Raw genomic sequence first — 15,917 nt, forward strand, 5'->3', positions numbered from 1 at the left:
GTCGTGAGACCGGATGCCGTGTCGTGAGACGACGCCGGGCCCGCCACCGCAGGTGAGCGGTCGCGGGCCCGGCACCCATGGACGTGCCCGGGTCGCGGGCACGAGCATGGCCACCGGCTCCGCCGAGGGAGGAAGGACGGACCGGCGAGCTGGGGAAACTCAGAGAGCGCTCAGAGACCCAGCGCGGACGGGAGCGCTCAGGGGCGCGGCGCGGGTGGGAGCGCTCAGGGACGCAGCGCGGCGGCCTCGGACGCGAGCTTCTCGATCCTGGCGAAGTCGCCCGCCGTGACCAGGCTGCGCGGCGTGAGCCAGCTTCCGCCGACGCAGCCGACGTTCGGCAGGGCGAGGTAGGCAGGCGCGTTCGACGGGGTGATCCCGCCCGTGGGGCAGAACCGCACGTCGGGCAGCGGGCCGCTCAGCGACTTCAGGTACGCGACACCGCCGGCCGGCTCGGCCGGGAAGAACTTGAGCTCGCGCACGCCGCGCTCGGCCAGCGTCATCGCCTCGGTGGCCGTGGCGACGCCGGGCAGGAACGGCAGGCCCGCGGCGAGCATGGCCGCGAGCAGGCCGGGCGTGGTGCCGGGGGAGACGAGGAAGCGGGCGCCGGCCCCGGCCGCGGCCTCCACGTCCTCGGGCGAGCGCACGGTGCCCGCGCCGACGACGGCCTCCGGCACCTCGGCGGCGATCCGCCGGATCGCGTCGAGGGCGACCGGAGTGCGCAGCGTGACCTCGATGACCGGCAGCCCGCCCGCCACCAGGGCCCGGGCGAGGGGGACGGCGCTGTCGGCGTCGTCGAGGACGACCACCGGGACGACCGGCGCGAGGTCGAGAAGGTTGCTCATACCAGCTCCACATCGGGGTTTCGTTGGGCGAGCCAGGCGGCCGCACCCGTCAGCGCGGGCTGCTCGGCGGTGATCAGAACGGTGGCGATCGCGGCGGCGTACTCCGTCAGCGCCGGCGCGGTCGTCTCGAACCGTTCCCGGAACGCGCTGCCGGGGATCCGTGAGACCAGGCGGGGCAGCACGCCGCCGCCCAGGTAGACCCCGCCCCGCGCGCCGAGGGTGAGCGCCACGCCGCCGGCGAAGCCGCCGAGCAGGGCGAGGAAGACCTCCACGGTCTCGGCGCACAGCGGCTCGTCCGAGGAGGTGATCTGCGCCGCCGTACGGGCCTGCGGCGCGACGCCGCGCACGAGCGCGAGCCCGCGGTGCAGGCGCGGCAGCCCGGTGCCCGACAGCAGGTGCTCGGCGTCCACGTACGGCAGGCCGTCCGCGCGCAGCGCCCGGACGATCTCCATCTCCAGGTCCGTGACGGCGGGAACCGCCACGTGCCCGCCCTCGCCGGGCACCGGCTGCCAGCCCTCCCGTACGGGCACGAGACCGGCCACCCCGAGCCCGGTGCCGGGTCCGAGCACGGCCTTCGTCAGGCCGGCGGTCGGCGGCGGGCCGCCGAGCGGCACGAGGTCGTCCCCCGCCAGGTGCGGCAGCGAGATCGCCAGCGCCTCGAAGTCGTTGAGCAGCACCGTACGCGGGATGCCGAGTTCCTGCACGGACCCCGTCCATCCCGCGTTCGTCAGCCGGTACCGGTCGTCGTCGACCGGACCGGCGATCGCCAGGCACGCGGCCCCCGGCCGAACTCCGCCCGCATTGTCTGCGAGATAGGCGGCTACGGCATCGGCAAGGCCGAGATGCTGGGAAACGTCGAGTACGGCTACCGCCTCCGGCTGCCCTCCGGGCCGCGTCACCAAACCGAACCTGGCGTTGGTTCCGCCGATGTCCGCGACCAGCCAGGGAAGGCTCACGCGGCACCTCCGAAGACGCTCGCCCCGCGCTCGGCCGGGCCGACCGTGCGGCGGAAGGAGGCGAACAGCTCGCGGCCGGTGCCGGCCCACTGCTCGTCGGTCAGCGCGGCGCCCTCCGGCGTACGCCCGGTGAGGTCGGCCAGCACGGTGAGGGTCCCGGCGGCCGAGTCGAGGCGGATCACGTCGCCGTCGCGCACCAGCGCGATCGGCCCCCCGTCCGCGGCCTCGGGAGACAGGTGGATCGCCGCGGGGACCTTCCCCGAGGCGCCGGACATGCGACCGTCGGTGACGATGGCCACCTTCTGGCCGCGGTCGAGCAGGACGGCCAGCGGCGGCGTGAGCTTGTGCAGCTCCGGCATGCCGTTGGCCCGGGGGCCCTGGTAGCGGACGACCGCGACGAAGTCCTGCCCGTCGAGCTCGCCCCGCTCGAACGCGGCGAGCAGGTCGAGCTGGTCGTCGAACACCTTGGCGGGGGCCTCGATCACCAGGTGCGCCGGCTTGACGGCGGAGACCTTGCTCACCGCCCGGCCCAGGTTGCCCGACAGCATGTGGATGCCCCCGTCGGGGGAGAACGGCTCGGCGACCGGCCGCAGGACCTCGGCGTCGGTGCTGGGCTCGGTCCGCTCCTGCCACACCAGCGCGCCCTCCTTGAGGGCCGGAGCCGATCGGTAGAGGCCGAGGCCGCGCCCGGCGACCGTGAGCACGTCCTCGTGGAGCAGCCCGGCGTCCAGCAGGTCGCCGATGAACACCGCCATGCCGCCCGCGGCCTGGAAGTGGTTCACGTCCGCCTGGCCGTTGGGGTACATCCGGGTGATCAGCGGCACGACCTTGGACAGGGCCGCCATGTCGTCCCAGGTCAGCTCAATGCCGGCGGCCGCCGCCATGGCGACCAGGTGCATCGTGTGGTTGGTGGAGCCGCCGGAGGCGAGCAGCGCGACGACCGCGTTGACCATCGCCTTCTCGTCCACGATCTCGGCGACGGGCGTGTACTCCTCGCCGTGCGGGGTGATCTCGACAGCCCGCCGCGCCGCCGCCCCGGTCAGCGCGTGCCGCAGCTCGGTGTGCGGGTTGACGAACGTCGCCCCCGGCAGGTGGAGGCCCATGACCTCCATGAGGAGCTGGTTGGAGTTGGCGGTGCCGTAGAACGTGCAGGTGCCGGGGGAGTGGTAGGACGCCGCCTCGGCGTCGAGCATCTCCAGGCGGCCGATCTTGCCTTCGGCGAAGGACTGCCGCGCCCTGGCCTTGACCTTGTTGGGCAGGCCCGAGGTCATCGGCCCGGCGGGGACGAATATCGCCGGTAGGTGCCCGAAGCGTAAGGCGCCGATGAGCAGCCCCGGGACGATCTTGTCGCAGACCCCGAGCAGCAGGGCCGCGTCGAACATGTCGTGCGACAGCGCGATCGCGGTCGCCATCGCGATCACGTCGCGGCTGTAGAGCGACAGCTCCATGCCCGCCCGGCCCTGGGTGATGCCGTCGCACATCGCGGGCACGCCGCCCGCCACCTGCGCCACGCCGCCCGCCTCCCGGACCGCCCGCTTCAGCTCCGGCGGGTAGGTCTCGTACGGCTGGTGCGCCGACAGCATGTCGTTGTACGACGTCACGATGGCCACGCCGGGCTTCGCCGTACCGCGCAGGTCGATCTTGTCCTCGGCGGGCGCGGCGGCGAAGCCGTGGGCCAGGTTGGCGCAGCCGAGCCGCCCCCGGGCCGGCCCCCGCTCACGCAGCTCGGCCCCGGCGCGGCGCACCCGCTCCAGGTAGGCCCCGCGGCTTTCGCGGCTTCGCGCGACCACGCGCTCGGTGACCTCGGTGATAACGGGGTTCGTCACGGAAGGTCCTCCTCCTGCCGGGGCCGCCGCGAGGCGGGGTCCAACTCGCCCCGGGGCTGTCGTCCCGGGACGTGTGCCCGGCGGCACGTCCGGCCCCCGATCCGTTGATCGGGCACCAGGTATCGATCAGGCACGGATGGGACAGTATCGGGAAGTTATGCGACTTTTCAAGCCCACTTTTGTAACTCGAAATGAATAAGTCATTGAACTTAGGTGAGCTTCTGTGCTTCACTTACGCTCGATGTCACGTTTAGCCACTACCGGTGAGGTCCTCCAGCTCATCCGCAGCGGGGAGGCGGTGACGCGTGCCGACATCGGCCGTGTGACGGGCCTGTCCCGCCCCGCCGTCGCGCATCGCGTCGCCGACCTGCTCCAGCGCGGGCTGATCGTGGAGGACGCCGAGGGGCCGTCCACCGGAGGCCGCCCGCCCATGCGGCTGCGCTTCGCCGCCTCCGGGGGAGTCGTCCCGGTGGCCTCGCTCGGCGCCCGCCGCACCCAGATCGCGCTGTGCGACCTCGCGGGCGAGGTGCTGAACCGCACCGACCTGGACATCGACGTCGAGGAGGGGCCGGGCGTCGTCCTGCCCCTGCTCATGGACACCTGGGAGAAGCTGCTCGACGGGCGGGACGACGTCGTCGGCATCGGGCTGGGCGTGCCGGCGACCGTGGAGTTCGCCGCCGGACGGGTCGAGAGCGCCCGCGTGATGGCGAGCTGGACCGGCGTGGTGATCCCGCCGGTCATCGCCGAGCGGTTCCGCGTGCCGGTGCTCGTGGACAACGACGTGAACGTCATCGCGATGGGCGAGCACCGGGTCGTCTACGCCTCGGAACTCGACGACCTGCTGTTCGTGAAGGTCTCCACCCGGATCGGCGCGGGAGTGATCTCCGGCGGCGGCATCCTGCGCGGCGCGCTCGGCGCGGCCGGGGAGATCGGGCACATCCCCGTGCGGGACGGCGGGGGCGTGCTGTGCCGCTGCGGCAACCTCGACTGCGTCGACTCGGTCGCCAGCGGCACCGCGATCCTGCGCGACCTGCGGGCCAAGGGGCGCGACGTGGTGTCGCTCGCCGACGTGACAGCCCTGGTCCGGGCCGGCGACGCGGAGACCATGGCCGTGGTGCGGCAGGCCGGCCGCTGGCTGGGCGAGGTCATCTCCGGCGCGGTCAACCTGCTCAACCCCGCCGTCGTGGTCCTCGGCGGCGACGTCGCCGAGATGTTCCAGCCGCTGGTGTCGGGCGTGCGCGAGGTCGTCTACCGGCGCTCGACCCAGCTCGCCACCCGCAGCCTGCGCATCGAGCGCAGCCGCCTCGGGCCCGGCGCGGGCATCACCGGCTGCGCGCTCATGGTCCTCGACCACGTCCTGTCGGCCCAGGCCGTCGACGCGGCCGCCCGCTGACTCCCTTCCCCCGGCGAGGGACCGGATGCCCGGTTCAGGGTGCGCGGCTCAGGAGGCCGGGGCGACGATCGGCCGGGCCGGGCCCCACGCACGGTAGGTCGTCGTGAAGGACGACGAGAGCAGTCCCCGCTGCGGCATGGACGCCTTCCAGGCGAACACGAACCTGACCGGCAGGTCCTCCTGGTCGAGTGTCAGCGTGTATGAGATGCGGGACCTGTCCAGACCCCGCGCCGGGCTCAGCCAGCTCGCGAGGAAACCGCGCAGCACGTAATCGGCGTCCGCGACCTGGACCCCGCCCGAGTACGTCCTGCCGTCCTTCCCGGAGCGGTAGACCCGCGGGGTGGCGCCGACGAGGGTCAGGATCGTGGGGATCGAGCCGACGAGGATGAAGAGCGCGGCGCCCGCCGCCGCGCCGTCGCGCCCACGGGCGGCCGGCCCCTGCGGGTCGAGATCCAGCGGCAGCTTCTCGCCGTTCGGAAGGTGGACGTCGTCGGCGATGACGACGACGCGTTTCCGCTCGCTTTCCGGATAGGTGACGCGCATGTCGTAGGAGCCGCCGTAGTACAGGCGTGAGGGATCATGGGTGAATCGGCCGTCGGCCTCCAGGTAGGTGTCGCTCTCGGTGAACGCCCCCTCGCAGGCGAACTTCGCGGAAGGAGTGGCCGTGACGGCGGCGTCGATCGCCGCGCCCAGCTCCACCGGAGTCCCGGGAGCCGCGACCGGCGAAGCGGTCCCGGCGGCCGTGCGGCCCGGCGAGGCGGGGACGCTCGCGGTGGGTCCGCCCGCAGCGAGGGAGGAGGAGCCGGACGCGGCCGTCGGCACGGGTGATGCCCCCGGCCCCGAAGCAAGCGGCCCCGACCCCGACGGCGCGGCTCCGCCGGCCCCGGCAGGCAGGCGGGAGACCGCGATCCAGGTCCCCGCGAGGGCCGCGACCACCGCTCCCGTGCCGGCCAGCAGAGCCCGGCGGGGCAGCCGGTGCTCCCCGCCGCCCGTCCTTTCCGGCGCGATCTGCCCGATCGCCGCCTGCCGGCCCATCTGGAGCGCCGCGACGTCCCCGCCGGAGGGCGGCACGTCGTCCAGGAGGCTCAGGAGGACCTCGCGGGCGGTCGGTCGTCGCGTCGGGTCCTTGTCCAGGCAGCGTGCCACCAGGTCGCGCAGCCCGCCCGCCAGGTCACCGAGGACGGGTTCGCCCTGCACGATCCGGTAGGCGATGGCCGCGGGCGTGTCCCGGCCGAACGGCGGCGCCCCCGTGGCCGCGTACGTGATGGTGGAGCCCCAGGCGAACACGTCCGCCGGAGGGCCGATCCGGTCACCGTGGAAGTGCTCGGGCGCCATGTAGGGCGGCGTGCCGGCGGTGGGACCGGTGGTGGCCGAAGCGTCCACCAGCCGGGCGATGCCGAAGTCGATGACGCGTGGCCCGTCGGGGCCGACCAGCACGTTGCTCGGCTTGAAGTCGCGGTGCACCACCCCCGCTCGATGGACGGCCGCCAAGGCGGTGATGGTGCCGATGGCCAGCCGGTGCAGCACCGCGCCCCTGAGCGGTCCGCCGCTCTCGATCACCTGCTGGAGCGACGGGCCGTCGACGACCTCGCTCACGATGTAGGGCGGGTCGGCGTCCAGCCTGGCGTCGAGGATGCGCACTGTGCAGAACTCGGCCACCTGGCGTGCCGCGGCCAGTTCCCTGGCGAAGGACGCGGGAACGCCGAGGGACGGCCGCGCCCGCATGACCTTCACCGCCACCCTCTCCCCGGCCGGGGTCTCGCCGAGATACACGACGCCCTGGCCGCCTTCCCCCAGGCGGCCCAGGAGGCGGTAGTCACCCAGCCGTTCAGGGTCTCCGGCACGTAACGGACTTTCGGCCATGTAGCCCCTCATCCATCGCGATCACCGCTCTGCGGGCCAGCGTAGCGAAAGCGCCTGCCCCGTCCAGGCGTCGTGCCAGGCGCCCGATGGGTCGGCTCCGGCCGGGGATCCGGCCCGGCCGGAGCGGAATTGTCCGACGGGGGCACTAGGCTCTGTGGCGATCTTCTATGGCCCCCCAGGAGTCCTTCGTGCGTGAACGTGTCCGCCGCCTGATCGAGTCGCGGCGGTTCCAGCAGGCGATCACCGCGGTGATCCTCTTCAACGCGGCCACGCTGGGCGTCGAGACCTCCGCCGAGGCGGTCGCCCGGTACGGCACGGAACTGCACGTCGCCGACCATGTCGCCCTGTACGTCTTCGTGGCGGAGATCCTTGCCAAGATCTACGTCTACGGGTGGCGGTTCCTCCGCGACGCCTGGAACGTCTTCGACCTGCTGATCATCGGCTTCTCGTTCCTCCCCACGGCGGGCGGTCTGTCGGTGCTGCGGGCCCTGCGCGTCCTGCGGGCGCTGCGGCTGATCTCGGTGGTGCCGTCGCTGCGGCGGGTGGTCTCCGCGCTGCTCACCGCCATCCCCGGGATGACCTCGATCGTCGTCCTGCTCGGCCTCGTCCTGTACGTCGCCGGCGTCATGGGCACCAAGCTGTACGGCGCCGCCGCGCCCGAGTACTTCCGCGACCTGCCCACGTCGCTGTACACGCTGTTCCAGGTCATGACGGGCGACGGCTGGTCGGACATCAACCGTGAGTTGATGGAGACCCATCCCTCGTCGTGGATCTACTTCGTCGTGTTCGTGCTGATCTGCACCTTCGTCGTGCTGAACCTCTTCATCGCGGTCGTGGTGAGCGCGATGGAGGAGGAGGCCAGGGACGAGCGCTCGACGCTCGCCGAGCTGTCGGCCCTGCGCGAGGAGATCAGGAGCCTGCGCGAGAGCCTGGGCGAACGGGTGCCCTCCTGAGCCGGGTCTCTTGGACCATGATCGTCGCTTGCTAGACTCCGCGCATGCGGCTTCCGACGGACGCCGAGATCCGCGCACTGCACGTGAGACACGCGCCCACGGAGGAAGCGTTCGATCTCGTCCACACGCACTGCGAGATCGTCTGTGCGATCGCGCTGCGGCTGGCCGGCCGCGCCGGGCTCGACGTCGACGCCGAGCTGGTGCGGGCCGGCAGCCTCCTGCACGACATCGGCGTCTACCTGCTCTACGACGAGGACGGGCGGCTCGACCACGCCGGTTACGTACGCCACGGGATCCTCGGCCACGAACTGCTCCGCGGGGAGGGACTACCCGAGAGCCTGTGCCGGTTCTGCTCTCACCACACGGGGGTGGGGATCAGCCGGGAGGACGTGCTGCGGCAGGGCCTGCCGCTGCCTCCCGCCGACTATCACGCCGAGTCGGTCGAGGAACAGCTCGTGATGTTCGCGGACAAGTTCCACAGCAAGACCGAGCCGCCGAGGTTCGTCACCGCCGACGCCTACGCGGCCCACGTCCGCCGCTACGGCGAGGACAAGGCCGAGACGTTCGCGTCGATGTGCGCGGCCTTCGGCGTTCCCGACCTGCGGCCGCTCGCCGCGGCGTACGGGCACGAGATCGTGTGACCGGCGACCGGCGACCGGCGTGAGCCGCGAGGGCTACGGCGTCAGCACGATCCTGCCGAACACCTCGCCCGCGTCCATCTTCCGGTGGGCCGACACGGCCTGCTCCAACGGCAGCACCTCGTGCACCACCGTCTGCAGCGCGCCGCGGCTCGCGGCGGCGAACTGCTCGACGCGCACGGCACGCCGATCGGGCCCGGCCACCGTGTCGGCGCTGAAGGTGGCGAACGACATCGACTTCCGGAACGCCGCCATCATCCTCATGCCGAAGTCCGCCGGCGGCCGGCCACCAACCGCGCCGACGGCCACCAGGCGACCGTTCGGGTTGAGCCTGGCGAAGAACGAAGGCATGTCCGCGCCGGCGACGACGTCGATGATGACGTCGTAACCCGCGGGAGCGTCCGCGCCTCCCTCGCCGGAGCGGTCGAGCACGTGGGTCGCGCCGAGCTTGCGCAGGCGCTCGCCGCGCTCCGGCGACGATGTCGTGACCGCCACCGCTCCGGCGCCGCGGTGAGCGGCGAGCTGGACCGTCATGATCCCGATGCTGCCGGCCGCGCCGCGCACCAGCACCGACTCGCCGGGAGCGAAGCGGGCATGGGCGAGGCCGAAGTGGGCCACCACACCGGAGCTCCCGAGCGTCACCGCGTCGACGGCGGACAGGTTCGCGGGAAGGGGAAGGATCTCCTCGGCCGCGGCAGTCGCCTGTTCGACGTAGCCGCCGCCCACGCCGGTGAACGCCCACACCCGCTGACCGATCCACGAGGTGTCGACGTCGTCGCCGACGGCGATCACGGTGCCCGCCACCTCGCCGCCGGGGATATGGCCTTCCGCGAAACCGTAGGCGGCCAGAGCGCCGCTCCGGATCACCGCGTCGACGCCGCCCACGCCGATCGCCTCGGTGGCGATCAGCACCTGCCCGGCGGCGGGAGCCGGGGCAGGGAGGTCGATGACCGCCAGACCTTCGGGGCCTCCGAACGCCTGGATCGCGACTGCCTTCAATGTCTTCTCCGAGTTCTGGGATCGACCGGGACCCGGCCCGCGCCGGACACCGGCGGAAGCGCGGCGCCTCCACGCCTCGGACCGTAACGGGCGCCGCCGTCCGCACAGCCGAAGTGAGAGGGGCGATCGGCCCTTTGCCTCACATCCCGCGTTCCCGGGCGGCGAGAACGTTCGAACGCGCCTACGCCCTCGCCAGCAGCCCGTCGATCTGGTCCTCCAGCGGGGGCGCGCCGAGGCGGTTGTCGACCTCGTCGTACGGCACGGCGGGCGGCTCGTCGACGCGGATGGCGCGCAGGTATTCGGCGAACCTCTCCAGCTTCTGCCCGTCCCTGGCGAGGCCCCGGCGGATGAGCCGCTCACGCAGCGTCGGGCCGTCGGAGCGGATCCAGACCAGGCGCACCTCGGGTCCGCCCAGCGCCTCCACCCACGCGTGCCAGAGCGCCGCGTCGTGCACCTGGGAGGTGAAGGGCCCGCCGAGCATCACCGGGCAGCCGTGGGAGCGGATCTCCCTGGCCGTCGCCGTCATGCCGGCGTACTCGTGCCGCTTGACGTACTCGTCGTACCACGGCCCCTCGCGCTCGCCCGGGGGCCTGCCGTGCGCGGCGAGCGTGGCCTCGACGAAGCCGCCGTACATCGTGTCCTTGTCGAGCAGGGCGGGCACAGGGGCGAGGCGGGCCAGCAGCAGGTCGCAGACGGTCGACTTGCCCGCGCCCGGCGGACCGGACACCACCCAGACGGGAGCGGTCATCGCGGCGGGCCGTAGGGCTCGATGGGCGGATCGGAGTACGGCCCGCCGTCCGCCGCCCCGTCGCCCGAGTCGCCGACGCGCCGTCCTGCGTCCTCCGTCACCCGCAGGACGTACAGGTTCCTGCCGGGATCGACCGGCACCAGGCCGTACGCGGTGTCGACCTCGTCCTCGGTGAGGCCGAGCCGCCGCATCGCGGCCTCCAGCGTCGCGGGCGCGGCGAGCCGCACGGTGATGAGCACCTCGGCCACCGGCCCCGCCTCCCCCTGCTGGACGTCTCGTCACCGGACGGCGTGGCGGCCTAAGGCCGCCTCCGCGGCGCTGTGGGTTCTCAGGCCGCTTTCGCGGCGCGGTAGTGGTCAGGCCGCCTTCGCGGCGCGGCGGCGCAGCGCGGCGATGATGCCGGCGGCGTCCACCACGCCGTATCCGTAGTCGTGGTCATACCCTACGGCACTGCGATCATCGGCCGTCCGGCGGAGCAGGGTCCTGAGCTGGGCGGGCGGCAGCACCGTGGAGGGCCATCGCGAGCGGACGGCGGCGACCAGCCCGGCCGCGACGGGGCAGGCCGCGGAGGTGCCCGAGTCGGGCTCGTCGTCGCCGAGGGCTCCCGAGCCGGCGAAGTGCGTGTAGGCGCAGACGTCCGGCTTGCGCGCGGCCAGCCGCCCGGGGCCCTGCGAGGAGTAGCCCACCCGCGTCCCCGCCGTGTCGATCCCGCCGATCGACAGCGCGCGGGGATGGGAGTTGGCCCCGACGATGGGCCGGTCGGGGTAGGCGCACCTGCTGTCGCGGCACTGCGCCCCGCAGTTGCCCGCGGCGAACAGGATGTCCGCCCCCGCCTCGGCCAGGCTGCCGACGATCAGGTTGAACGGATGGGCCGGGTTGTCGGAATAGTTGCCGGGGTGGCCGGGCGGGAAGTCCCAGCGCGGGGAGAACGACCCCCAGCTGTTGGTCACCACGAGCGCCCGCGACTCGGCGGGCTGGGCGTCGAGGACCTCGCGCAGATGGGCGTACGCGGCGATCGCGTCGGACAGCAGGCCGTCGAGCGTCGAGCCGCCCTGCCGCCGCGACAGCAGCACGGGCACGTCCACCAGCGACGCCTTGGGCGCGGCGATCAGCGCGTCGAAGGCGCACATCGTGCCATGGTCGACCGGAAAGTCCCCCGGGGTTCCGGAGACGCTCTGCGGGTTCCAGCTCCGCTCGTGATCCACTGTCACGTCGTGGCCGCGGGCGGACTTGACGTACGCCGCGTTGATGCCGGTGTCGATGACCGCGAGGGGGACGCCGGAACCGTCCAGCCCCTCGGCCGTCAGGTCGGGCACGCGCAGCAGGCGTTCGACGTCGTGCCAGTCGCCGACGGCGGGGTCGCCCCCGCAGGTGAGCGAGGTCTCGATCGCCGGGTCGGCGTACACGGCGACCACGTCGCGGCGGGCCGCGGGCAGGAGGGCGATCCTGCTGGTGACCTCGTCGTCGGCGATCTCCCCGCGGACCACGACCGAGGCGTCCTGGGGCGCCATGGAGAAGACCAGCGGCTGATTGAGCGACAGCGGGTCCCCGCCGGGGGACGCGGGCATCGGGCGGGGCACGGCCACGGGGGCGTACGAGTGGTCGAGGACGACCCCGGGCAGGCCGTCGGCGACGTCCGACGCCATCGAGGAGACCGACGGGTCGGCGACGGCGGCGACCAGGTCGGGGGACGGACGCAACTGGATGAGTACGCGCACGACGAGTCCACTCCGTTACTAGGCGGATCGTGACTGGGCGGATACGTTACGTGACAACCTTGCTGCATCCGGAGGGCGGCGTCCACGCCTTCGCGGAAAATCCCGCCGGTGTCGCCCGGTCGGAAGCCCTGGCTCAGAAGTGCCCGTTCAGAAGTGCTCGTTCAGAAGCCTTCGACTCAGAAGCCGCACAGCTCCGACAGGCTCTTGGCCGCCTTGTCGTTCGTGGTGGGCGTCTTGCGGGGGCTCGCCCCGGCGACGACCGGGGTACGGGAGGGAGACGGACTCGGCGACGCGGACGGGGAGTGCGAGCCGGAGGGGGTGGCGGACGCCGCCGATCCGGCGGACGTCATCGGCGAGGCGGTCGCCGCGACCACGTTCCGGTCGGACATCGACTCCCGGATCGCGTCCTTGGTCAGCTGCCTGATCTTGACCCAGTCCGGGTTGCCCGTGTAGATGAGAGGCGGCACGAACTGGAGGCTGGTGATCTTGGCGCTGCGCACCTTCATGCCGAGCGGGACGAGGTGCTCCAGCAGGTCGCGGGGGATGTCGGTGCGGAACATGTGCCGGGCCGCCGCGGCGATCTTGTTGAAGTTCGCGAGCACCGTGGCCGGGGTGACCTGCTGGGCGAGCGCGCCGATGACGCAGCGCTGGCGGGCCATGCGGGAGAAGTCGTCGCTGTCCACCCGCGAGCGGCCGTACCAGAGCACCTCCTCGCCGTTGAGCGTCCGGTAACCGGCCTTGATGGTCCCGGCGGTGCCGAACTTGCCGCCCCACCTGATGTCCTGCTCGACCCGGATCTTGAGCCCGCCGACCGCGTCGATCAGGGCCGCGAAGCCGTACATGTCGACAATCGCGTAGTAGTCGATGTTCAGACCAAGGGTGTAGCCGATGGCGTCCTTCAGCGCCTGCGCGCCCTTGTTCTTGCCACCCATGACCTGGGGGTTGTTGTCGGCGTAGTACCAGACGGAGTTGAGCAGGCCCTGCCCCTCGGCGTTGAAGCCGTTGGGGAACACCTTGCGCAGGGGGCTGCTCGGGGGGAAGCGGACGTACTGGAGGTTGCGCGGGAGGCTGAACAGGACGGTGTTGCCGGTGGCGATGTTCACGCTGGCCACGGTCATCGAGTCGGTGCGCACCCCGAGCCGGTTGCCCGCCGCGTCGCCGCCGATCAGCAGGAAGTTCACGCGCGTGCGGCCGTTCCACGGGTCCTCGGCGCGTACGGGGACGGGGGTCGAGCCCTCCACCGGAGCCGTGACGTCGTCGAGTAACTGGCTGGCCGTCCTGATCGTGTTGGCGGTGAAGGCGAACGGGGCCGTCACGGCCACGCACAGCACGCCCGCGACGATGCCGGACACCACCTGCCCGGTCTGCGTCAGGCGCTGCGGGCGCAGAGCGACGAACGACAGGAGCACGAGCGCGAACCAGGCGAGCGCGCACACGGCGGCGCCGGCCATGACGGCGGTCATCGTGCTGCCGCGCAGCGCGACCCCCGCGTTGTCCTTCAGGCGCAGGACCAGGACCACCAGGGCGACCAGCACGACGCCGAACGTCGCCAGCAGCACGATCCCCGTGCGGCGGTTGCCCGCCCGCAGGTGGGCCGCCCCGGGCAGGACGGCCGACAGCGCCGTCCAGCCGATAAGGGAGGCGGTGGACAGCGGAGGGCCGAAACGCGGCCCCTTGCCGCGCGCGGCCGCGGGGGGCGGCGGGGGCGGCGGGCCCGTGGGTTCCTTGTCGTTCCCACTCCCGCCACGCCGGCCTGCGTCGCCACCGGGCCGAGCCGCGCTTCCGCTGCGCTGAGCTGCGTCGCCACCGGGCTGAGCCGCGCTTCCGCTGGGCTGAGCGGCGCTTCCGACGCGCTGAGCTGCGTTTCCGCTGGGCTGACTTGGGTCTCCGCTGCGCTGAGCCGCGCTTGCGCTGCCTTCGCCGGTCTGACCTGGCCGCTGACCTTCCCCAGGCCCTCCGGCCTCGTCAGCGGGACCCCCGCCTCGCATGGTTCACCGCTCTCTCCTCCGAAGCTGTGGCTAGGGATTCTAACCCCCATATCGGGACAAGGTAGACGTAAATCGGGGGGTCCATCACGACACGGAACTGGAGCCGACGACCCAGGTGTTGCACTGGTAGGCCATCGGGCGGGTGTATCCCTGGCGGAACCAGGCGGCGTTGCTGCGCGTGTTCCCGTGGTCGCGCGGCCCTCCCGGCTGGTCGCCCAGGTGGCTGTACGCCCACAGGAGCGTGTTGCGCCGGGTGGTGTCGATCGGATACGAGGCGGCGACCGACCGCATGAACATGCCGCCGAAACACGTCGCCTGCAGTTCGTGCCGGCGACTCAGGGCCATCTTTCCGCTCCGCGAGCCGGAGTCGAGCGTCTGCCGCCACCAGGAGTCGGAGATGCCCGACAGATTCTGGATGTGGTGGCCGTACTCGTGGGCCATCATGCTGATGATGATCCCGTTCCACGACCCGAGCGGGCCGTACTCCCTCGTCATGGCCGAGGTGGATGCGTAGATCGTGCTGTTGCTCGGGCAGTAGTACGGCACGTTGCTGCCGGGAGAGGGGTAGTCGCCGCACGCGCCCCTGCCCCTGCGGGCCGCGATCATGTACTTCGGCGGGCTCCAGTCGATCCCGACCCGCTCCAGTGCCGGCCCCCACGCCTTGCCCATGCACGCGCCGGTCTTGAGGATCAGCGCCTTGAACTGGGCGTGGTTGTAGATGCTGGCGTTCCCGGCCCGGCAGCTCGTCTTCGCCAGCGATCCGGCCCGGTAGAGGGTGTTGTTCTTCGTCGTGCGGTTGAGCACCGGAGTCGGCCGCGTCGTGGGCTGCGACGTCGGCTTCGAGGTGGGCTCCCGGGTCGGTTCCGTGTCCGTGGTGGCTTCGTGCGAGGGGAACGGCGAGAAGGTGAAGGTCGGGATCGCGATCGGCGAGACAGTTTCGTCGTGGTCCGACAGGCCGGCCAGTGCGCTCACGATCACGACGAGCACGAAGACCAGCGCCAGCACGCCCATGAGCGCGCCGACGACCGCCCCCGCGCCGGACTTGCGGCGGGGCGGCCGCCAGGCGGGCGGCGGATACGGGGCGGCGGGCCCGCGCGGGGGAGGCGGAGGCTGGGGGGCCCACCCCGGCCCCTGCGGCGGTGCCGTCTGCGGTGGTGCCTGCGGTGGCGGTGGCACCTGGAACGGCGCCGCCTGTGGTGCTGCCAGGGGCGCCGACTGCGGCGGTGCCTGGGGTGGCGCCGCCTGGAACGGCATGCCCTGCGATGGGACGGGGGCCGCCGTGTTCCCCTGCGACCCCGCTAAACCCTGCGGGTACGCAGGCCCGTTCGGCGTGTACGCCTGGCCTCCCTGGTAGCCCGCCGCCCCGTTCTGCGGCGCGTACGGAGCGCCGGGTGGGGCGGCGGGAGGCGGCGGGGGTGCGTAGGACTGCGCGTAGGGCCCCGCGTGAGCCTGAGCGGGGGGCTGCGAGGGTGGCTGCGCAAAGGACTGTGCGGGGGGCTGTGCGTGCGGTCCGGAGCCCGCCGCGCCCGGCCACCCCGGGGCCTGCGGCTGCGATTGCGCCCCGCCTTGGAACGGCGGCCCGAACTGCGGCCCGCCCTGGTAGGGCGTCGCGCCCGGGTATGGGCCGTTCGGCGCGTAGGCGCCGCCCTGCGCCTCGGCTCCTGGGTGCGCGCCTTGGCTATAGGTCGGCGCGGCCTGGGGGTAGGGGGTGCCGCCATTCGGTCCGGGGCTCGTCGGCCCGGGGCTCTGAAGACCGCCCTGTGGCTGAGACCCGGGGTAGGCCCCGGCGCCCTGCGGCGGGCCGCTCGGCGGGTAGACGGCGCCGGAAGGCTGCTGGCCGAAGGGAGGGGGGCTGGAAACGGGGGAGCCGGAAGGGTGGGGGCCGCTCTGCGGCGAGGCGTTCCCCGGATAGGCCGGGCCGTAGGACGGTGCGTTCCCCGGGTACGCGGCCGGGCCCTGGGGATGTGCCCCGGGCGGATAGGGACCGCCGTAA

At 72.8% G+C, this 15,917-nt stretch carries 13 protein-coding genes; 3 read left to right on the forward strand and 10 right to left on the reverse strand.

Going from position 1 to position 15,917, the window contains the following annotated elements:
- Positions 1 to 224: 224 nt before the first annotated feature.
- From eda to edd, 3 genes are read right to left on the reverse strand one after another with little or no spacing between them, the layout of a single operon-like run.
- On the reverse strand, positions 225 to 842 hold the full coding sequence (gene eda / locus FLW16_RS22310) for a bifunctional 4-hydroxy-2-oxoglutarate aldolase/2-dehydro-3-deoxy-phosphogluconate aldolase (protein WP_142562044.1): 618 nt from the start codon (positions 840 to 842) through the stop codon (positions 225 to 227).
- Positions 839 to 1,798: a glucokinase gene (locus tag FLW16_RS22315; protein ID WP_142562045.1), complete on the reverse strand. Its 960-nt coding sequence runs from the start codon at positions 1,796 to 1,798 to the stop codon at positions 839 to 841. Before FLW16_RS22315 ends, eda begins: the two co-directional genes overlap by 4 nt.
- Positions 1,795 to 3,624: a phosphogluconate dehydratase gene (gene edd, locus FLW16_RS22320; RefSeq protein WP_142562046.1), complete on the reverse strand. Its 1,830-nt coding sequence runs from the start codon at positions 3,622 to 3,624 to the stop codon at positions 1,795 to 1,797. The genes FLW16_RS22315 and edd overlap by 4 nt, the downstream gene beginning before the upstream one ends.
- 241 nt (positions 3,625 to 3,865) lie before the next feature.
- On the opposite strand from edd, the gene FLW16_RS22325 reads away from it, so the two are divergent.
- Positions 3,866 to 5,017, forward strand: coding sequence for an ROK family transcriptional regulator (locus tag FLW16_RS22325; protein WP_142562047.1), 1,152 nt, complete (start codon positions 3,866 to 3,868; stop codon positions 5,015 to 5,017).
- Positions 5,018 to 5,065: 48 nt separating this feature from the next.
- Here FLW16_RS22325 and FLW16_RS22330 read toward each other — a convergent pair whose 3' ends face one another.
- Complete coding sequence (locus FLW16_RS22330) at positions 5,066 to 6,880, reverse strand: serine/threonine-protein kinase (protein WP_185949553.1); 1,815 nt, start codon at positions 6,878 to 6,880, stop codon at positions 5,066 to 5,068.
- Between the two features lie 188 nt (positions 6,881 to 7,068).
- Between FLW16_RS22330 and FLW16_RS22335 the strand changes: the two genes are divergently transcribed.
- Positions 7,069 to 7,833, forward strand: a complete 765-nt coding sequence (locus FLW16_RS22335) for an ion transporter (RefSeq protein ID WP_142562049.1) — start codon at positions 7,069 to 7,071, stop codon at positions 7,831 to 7,833.
- A 44-nt stretch (positions 7,834 to 7,877) separates the two neighbouring features.
- Entirely contained in the window at positions 7,878 to 8,474 is a 597-nt protein-coding gene (locus tag FLW16_RS22340) for an HD domain-containing protein (protein WP_142562050.1), read from the forward strand.
- Positions 8,475 to 8,507: 33 nt separating this feature from the next.
- Here FLW16_RS22340 and FLW16_RS22345 read toward each other — a convergent pair whose 3' ends face one another.
- From FLW16_RS22345 to FLW16_RS22370, 6 genes are all read right to left on the reverse strand, one after another.
- The gene (locus tag FLW16_RS22345; protein ID WP_142562051.1) at positions 8,508 to 9,470 is read right to left on the reverse strand and encodes a zinc-dependent alcohol dehydrogenase family protein; all 963 of its coding nucleotides are present in this window, start codon (positions 9,468 to 9,470) and stop codon (positions 8,508 to 8,510) included.
- 181 nt (positions 9,471 to 9,651) lie between these two features.
- Entirely contained in the window at positions 9,652 to 10,218 is a 567-nt protein-coding gene (locus tag FLW16_RS22350) for an AAA family ATPase (RefSeq protein ID WP_142562052.1), read from the reverse strand.
- Positions 10,215 to 10,466: a hypothetical protein gene (locus tag FLW16_RS22355; RefSeq protein ID WP_260615472.1), complete on the reverse strand. Its 252-nt coding sequence runs from the start codon at positions 10,464 to 10,466 to the stop codon at positions 10,215 to 10,217. The genes FLW16_RS22350 and FLW16_RS22355 overlap by 4 nt, the downstream gene beginning before the upstream one ends.
- A 108-nt stretch (positions 10,467 to 10,574) precedes the next feature.
- Positions 10,575 to 11,936: a S8 family serine peptidase gene (locus FLW16_RS22360; RefSeq protein WP_142562053.1), complete on the reverse strand. Its 1,362-nt coding sequence runs from the start codon at positions 11,934 to 11,936 to the stop codon at positions 10,575 to 10,577.
- 176 nt (positions 11,937 to 12,112) lie between these two features.
- Positions 12,113 to 13,495: an LCP family protein gene (locus FLW16_RS22365; protein ID WP_260615473.1), complete on the reverse strand. Its 1,383-nt coding sequence runs from the start codon at positions 13,493 to 13,495 to the stop codon at positions 12,113 to 12,115.
- Between the two features lie 513 nt (positions 13,496 to 14,008).
- The gene (locus FLW16_RS22370; protein ID WP_142562055.1) at positions 14,009 to 15,178 is read right to left on the reverse strand and encodes a neutral zinc metallopeptidase; all 1,170 of its coding nucleotides are present in this window, start codon (positions 15,176 to 15,178) and stop codon (positions 14,009 to 14,011) included.
- Between the last annotated feature and the right edge of the window lie 739 nt (positions 15,179 to 15,917).

The sequence above is a fragment of the Microbispora sp. KK1-11 genome (assembly GCF_006874435.1).
GTDB lineage: Bacteria > Actinomycetota > Actinomycetes > Streptosporangiales > Streptosporangiaceae > Microbispora > Microbispora catharanthi.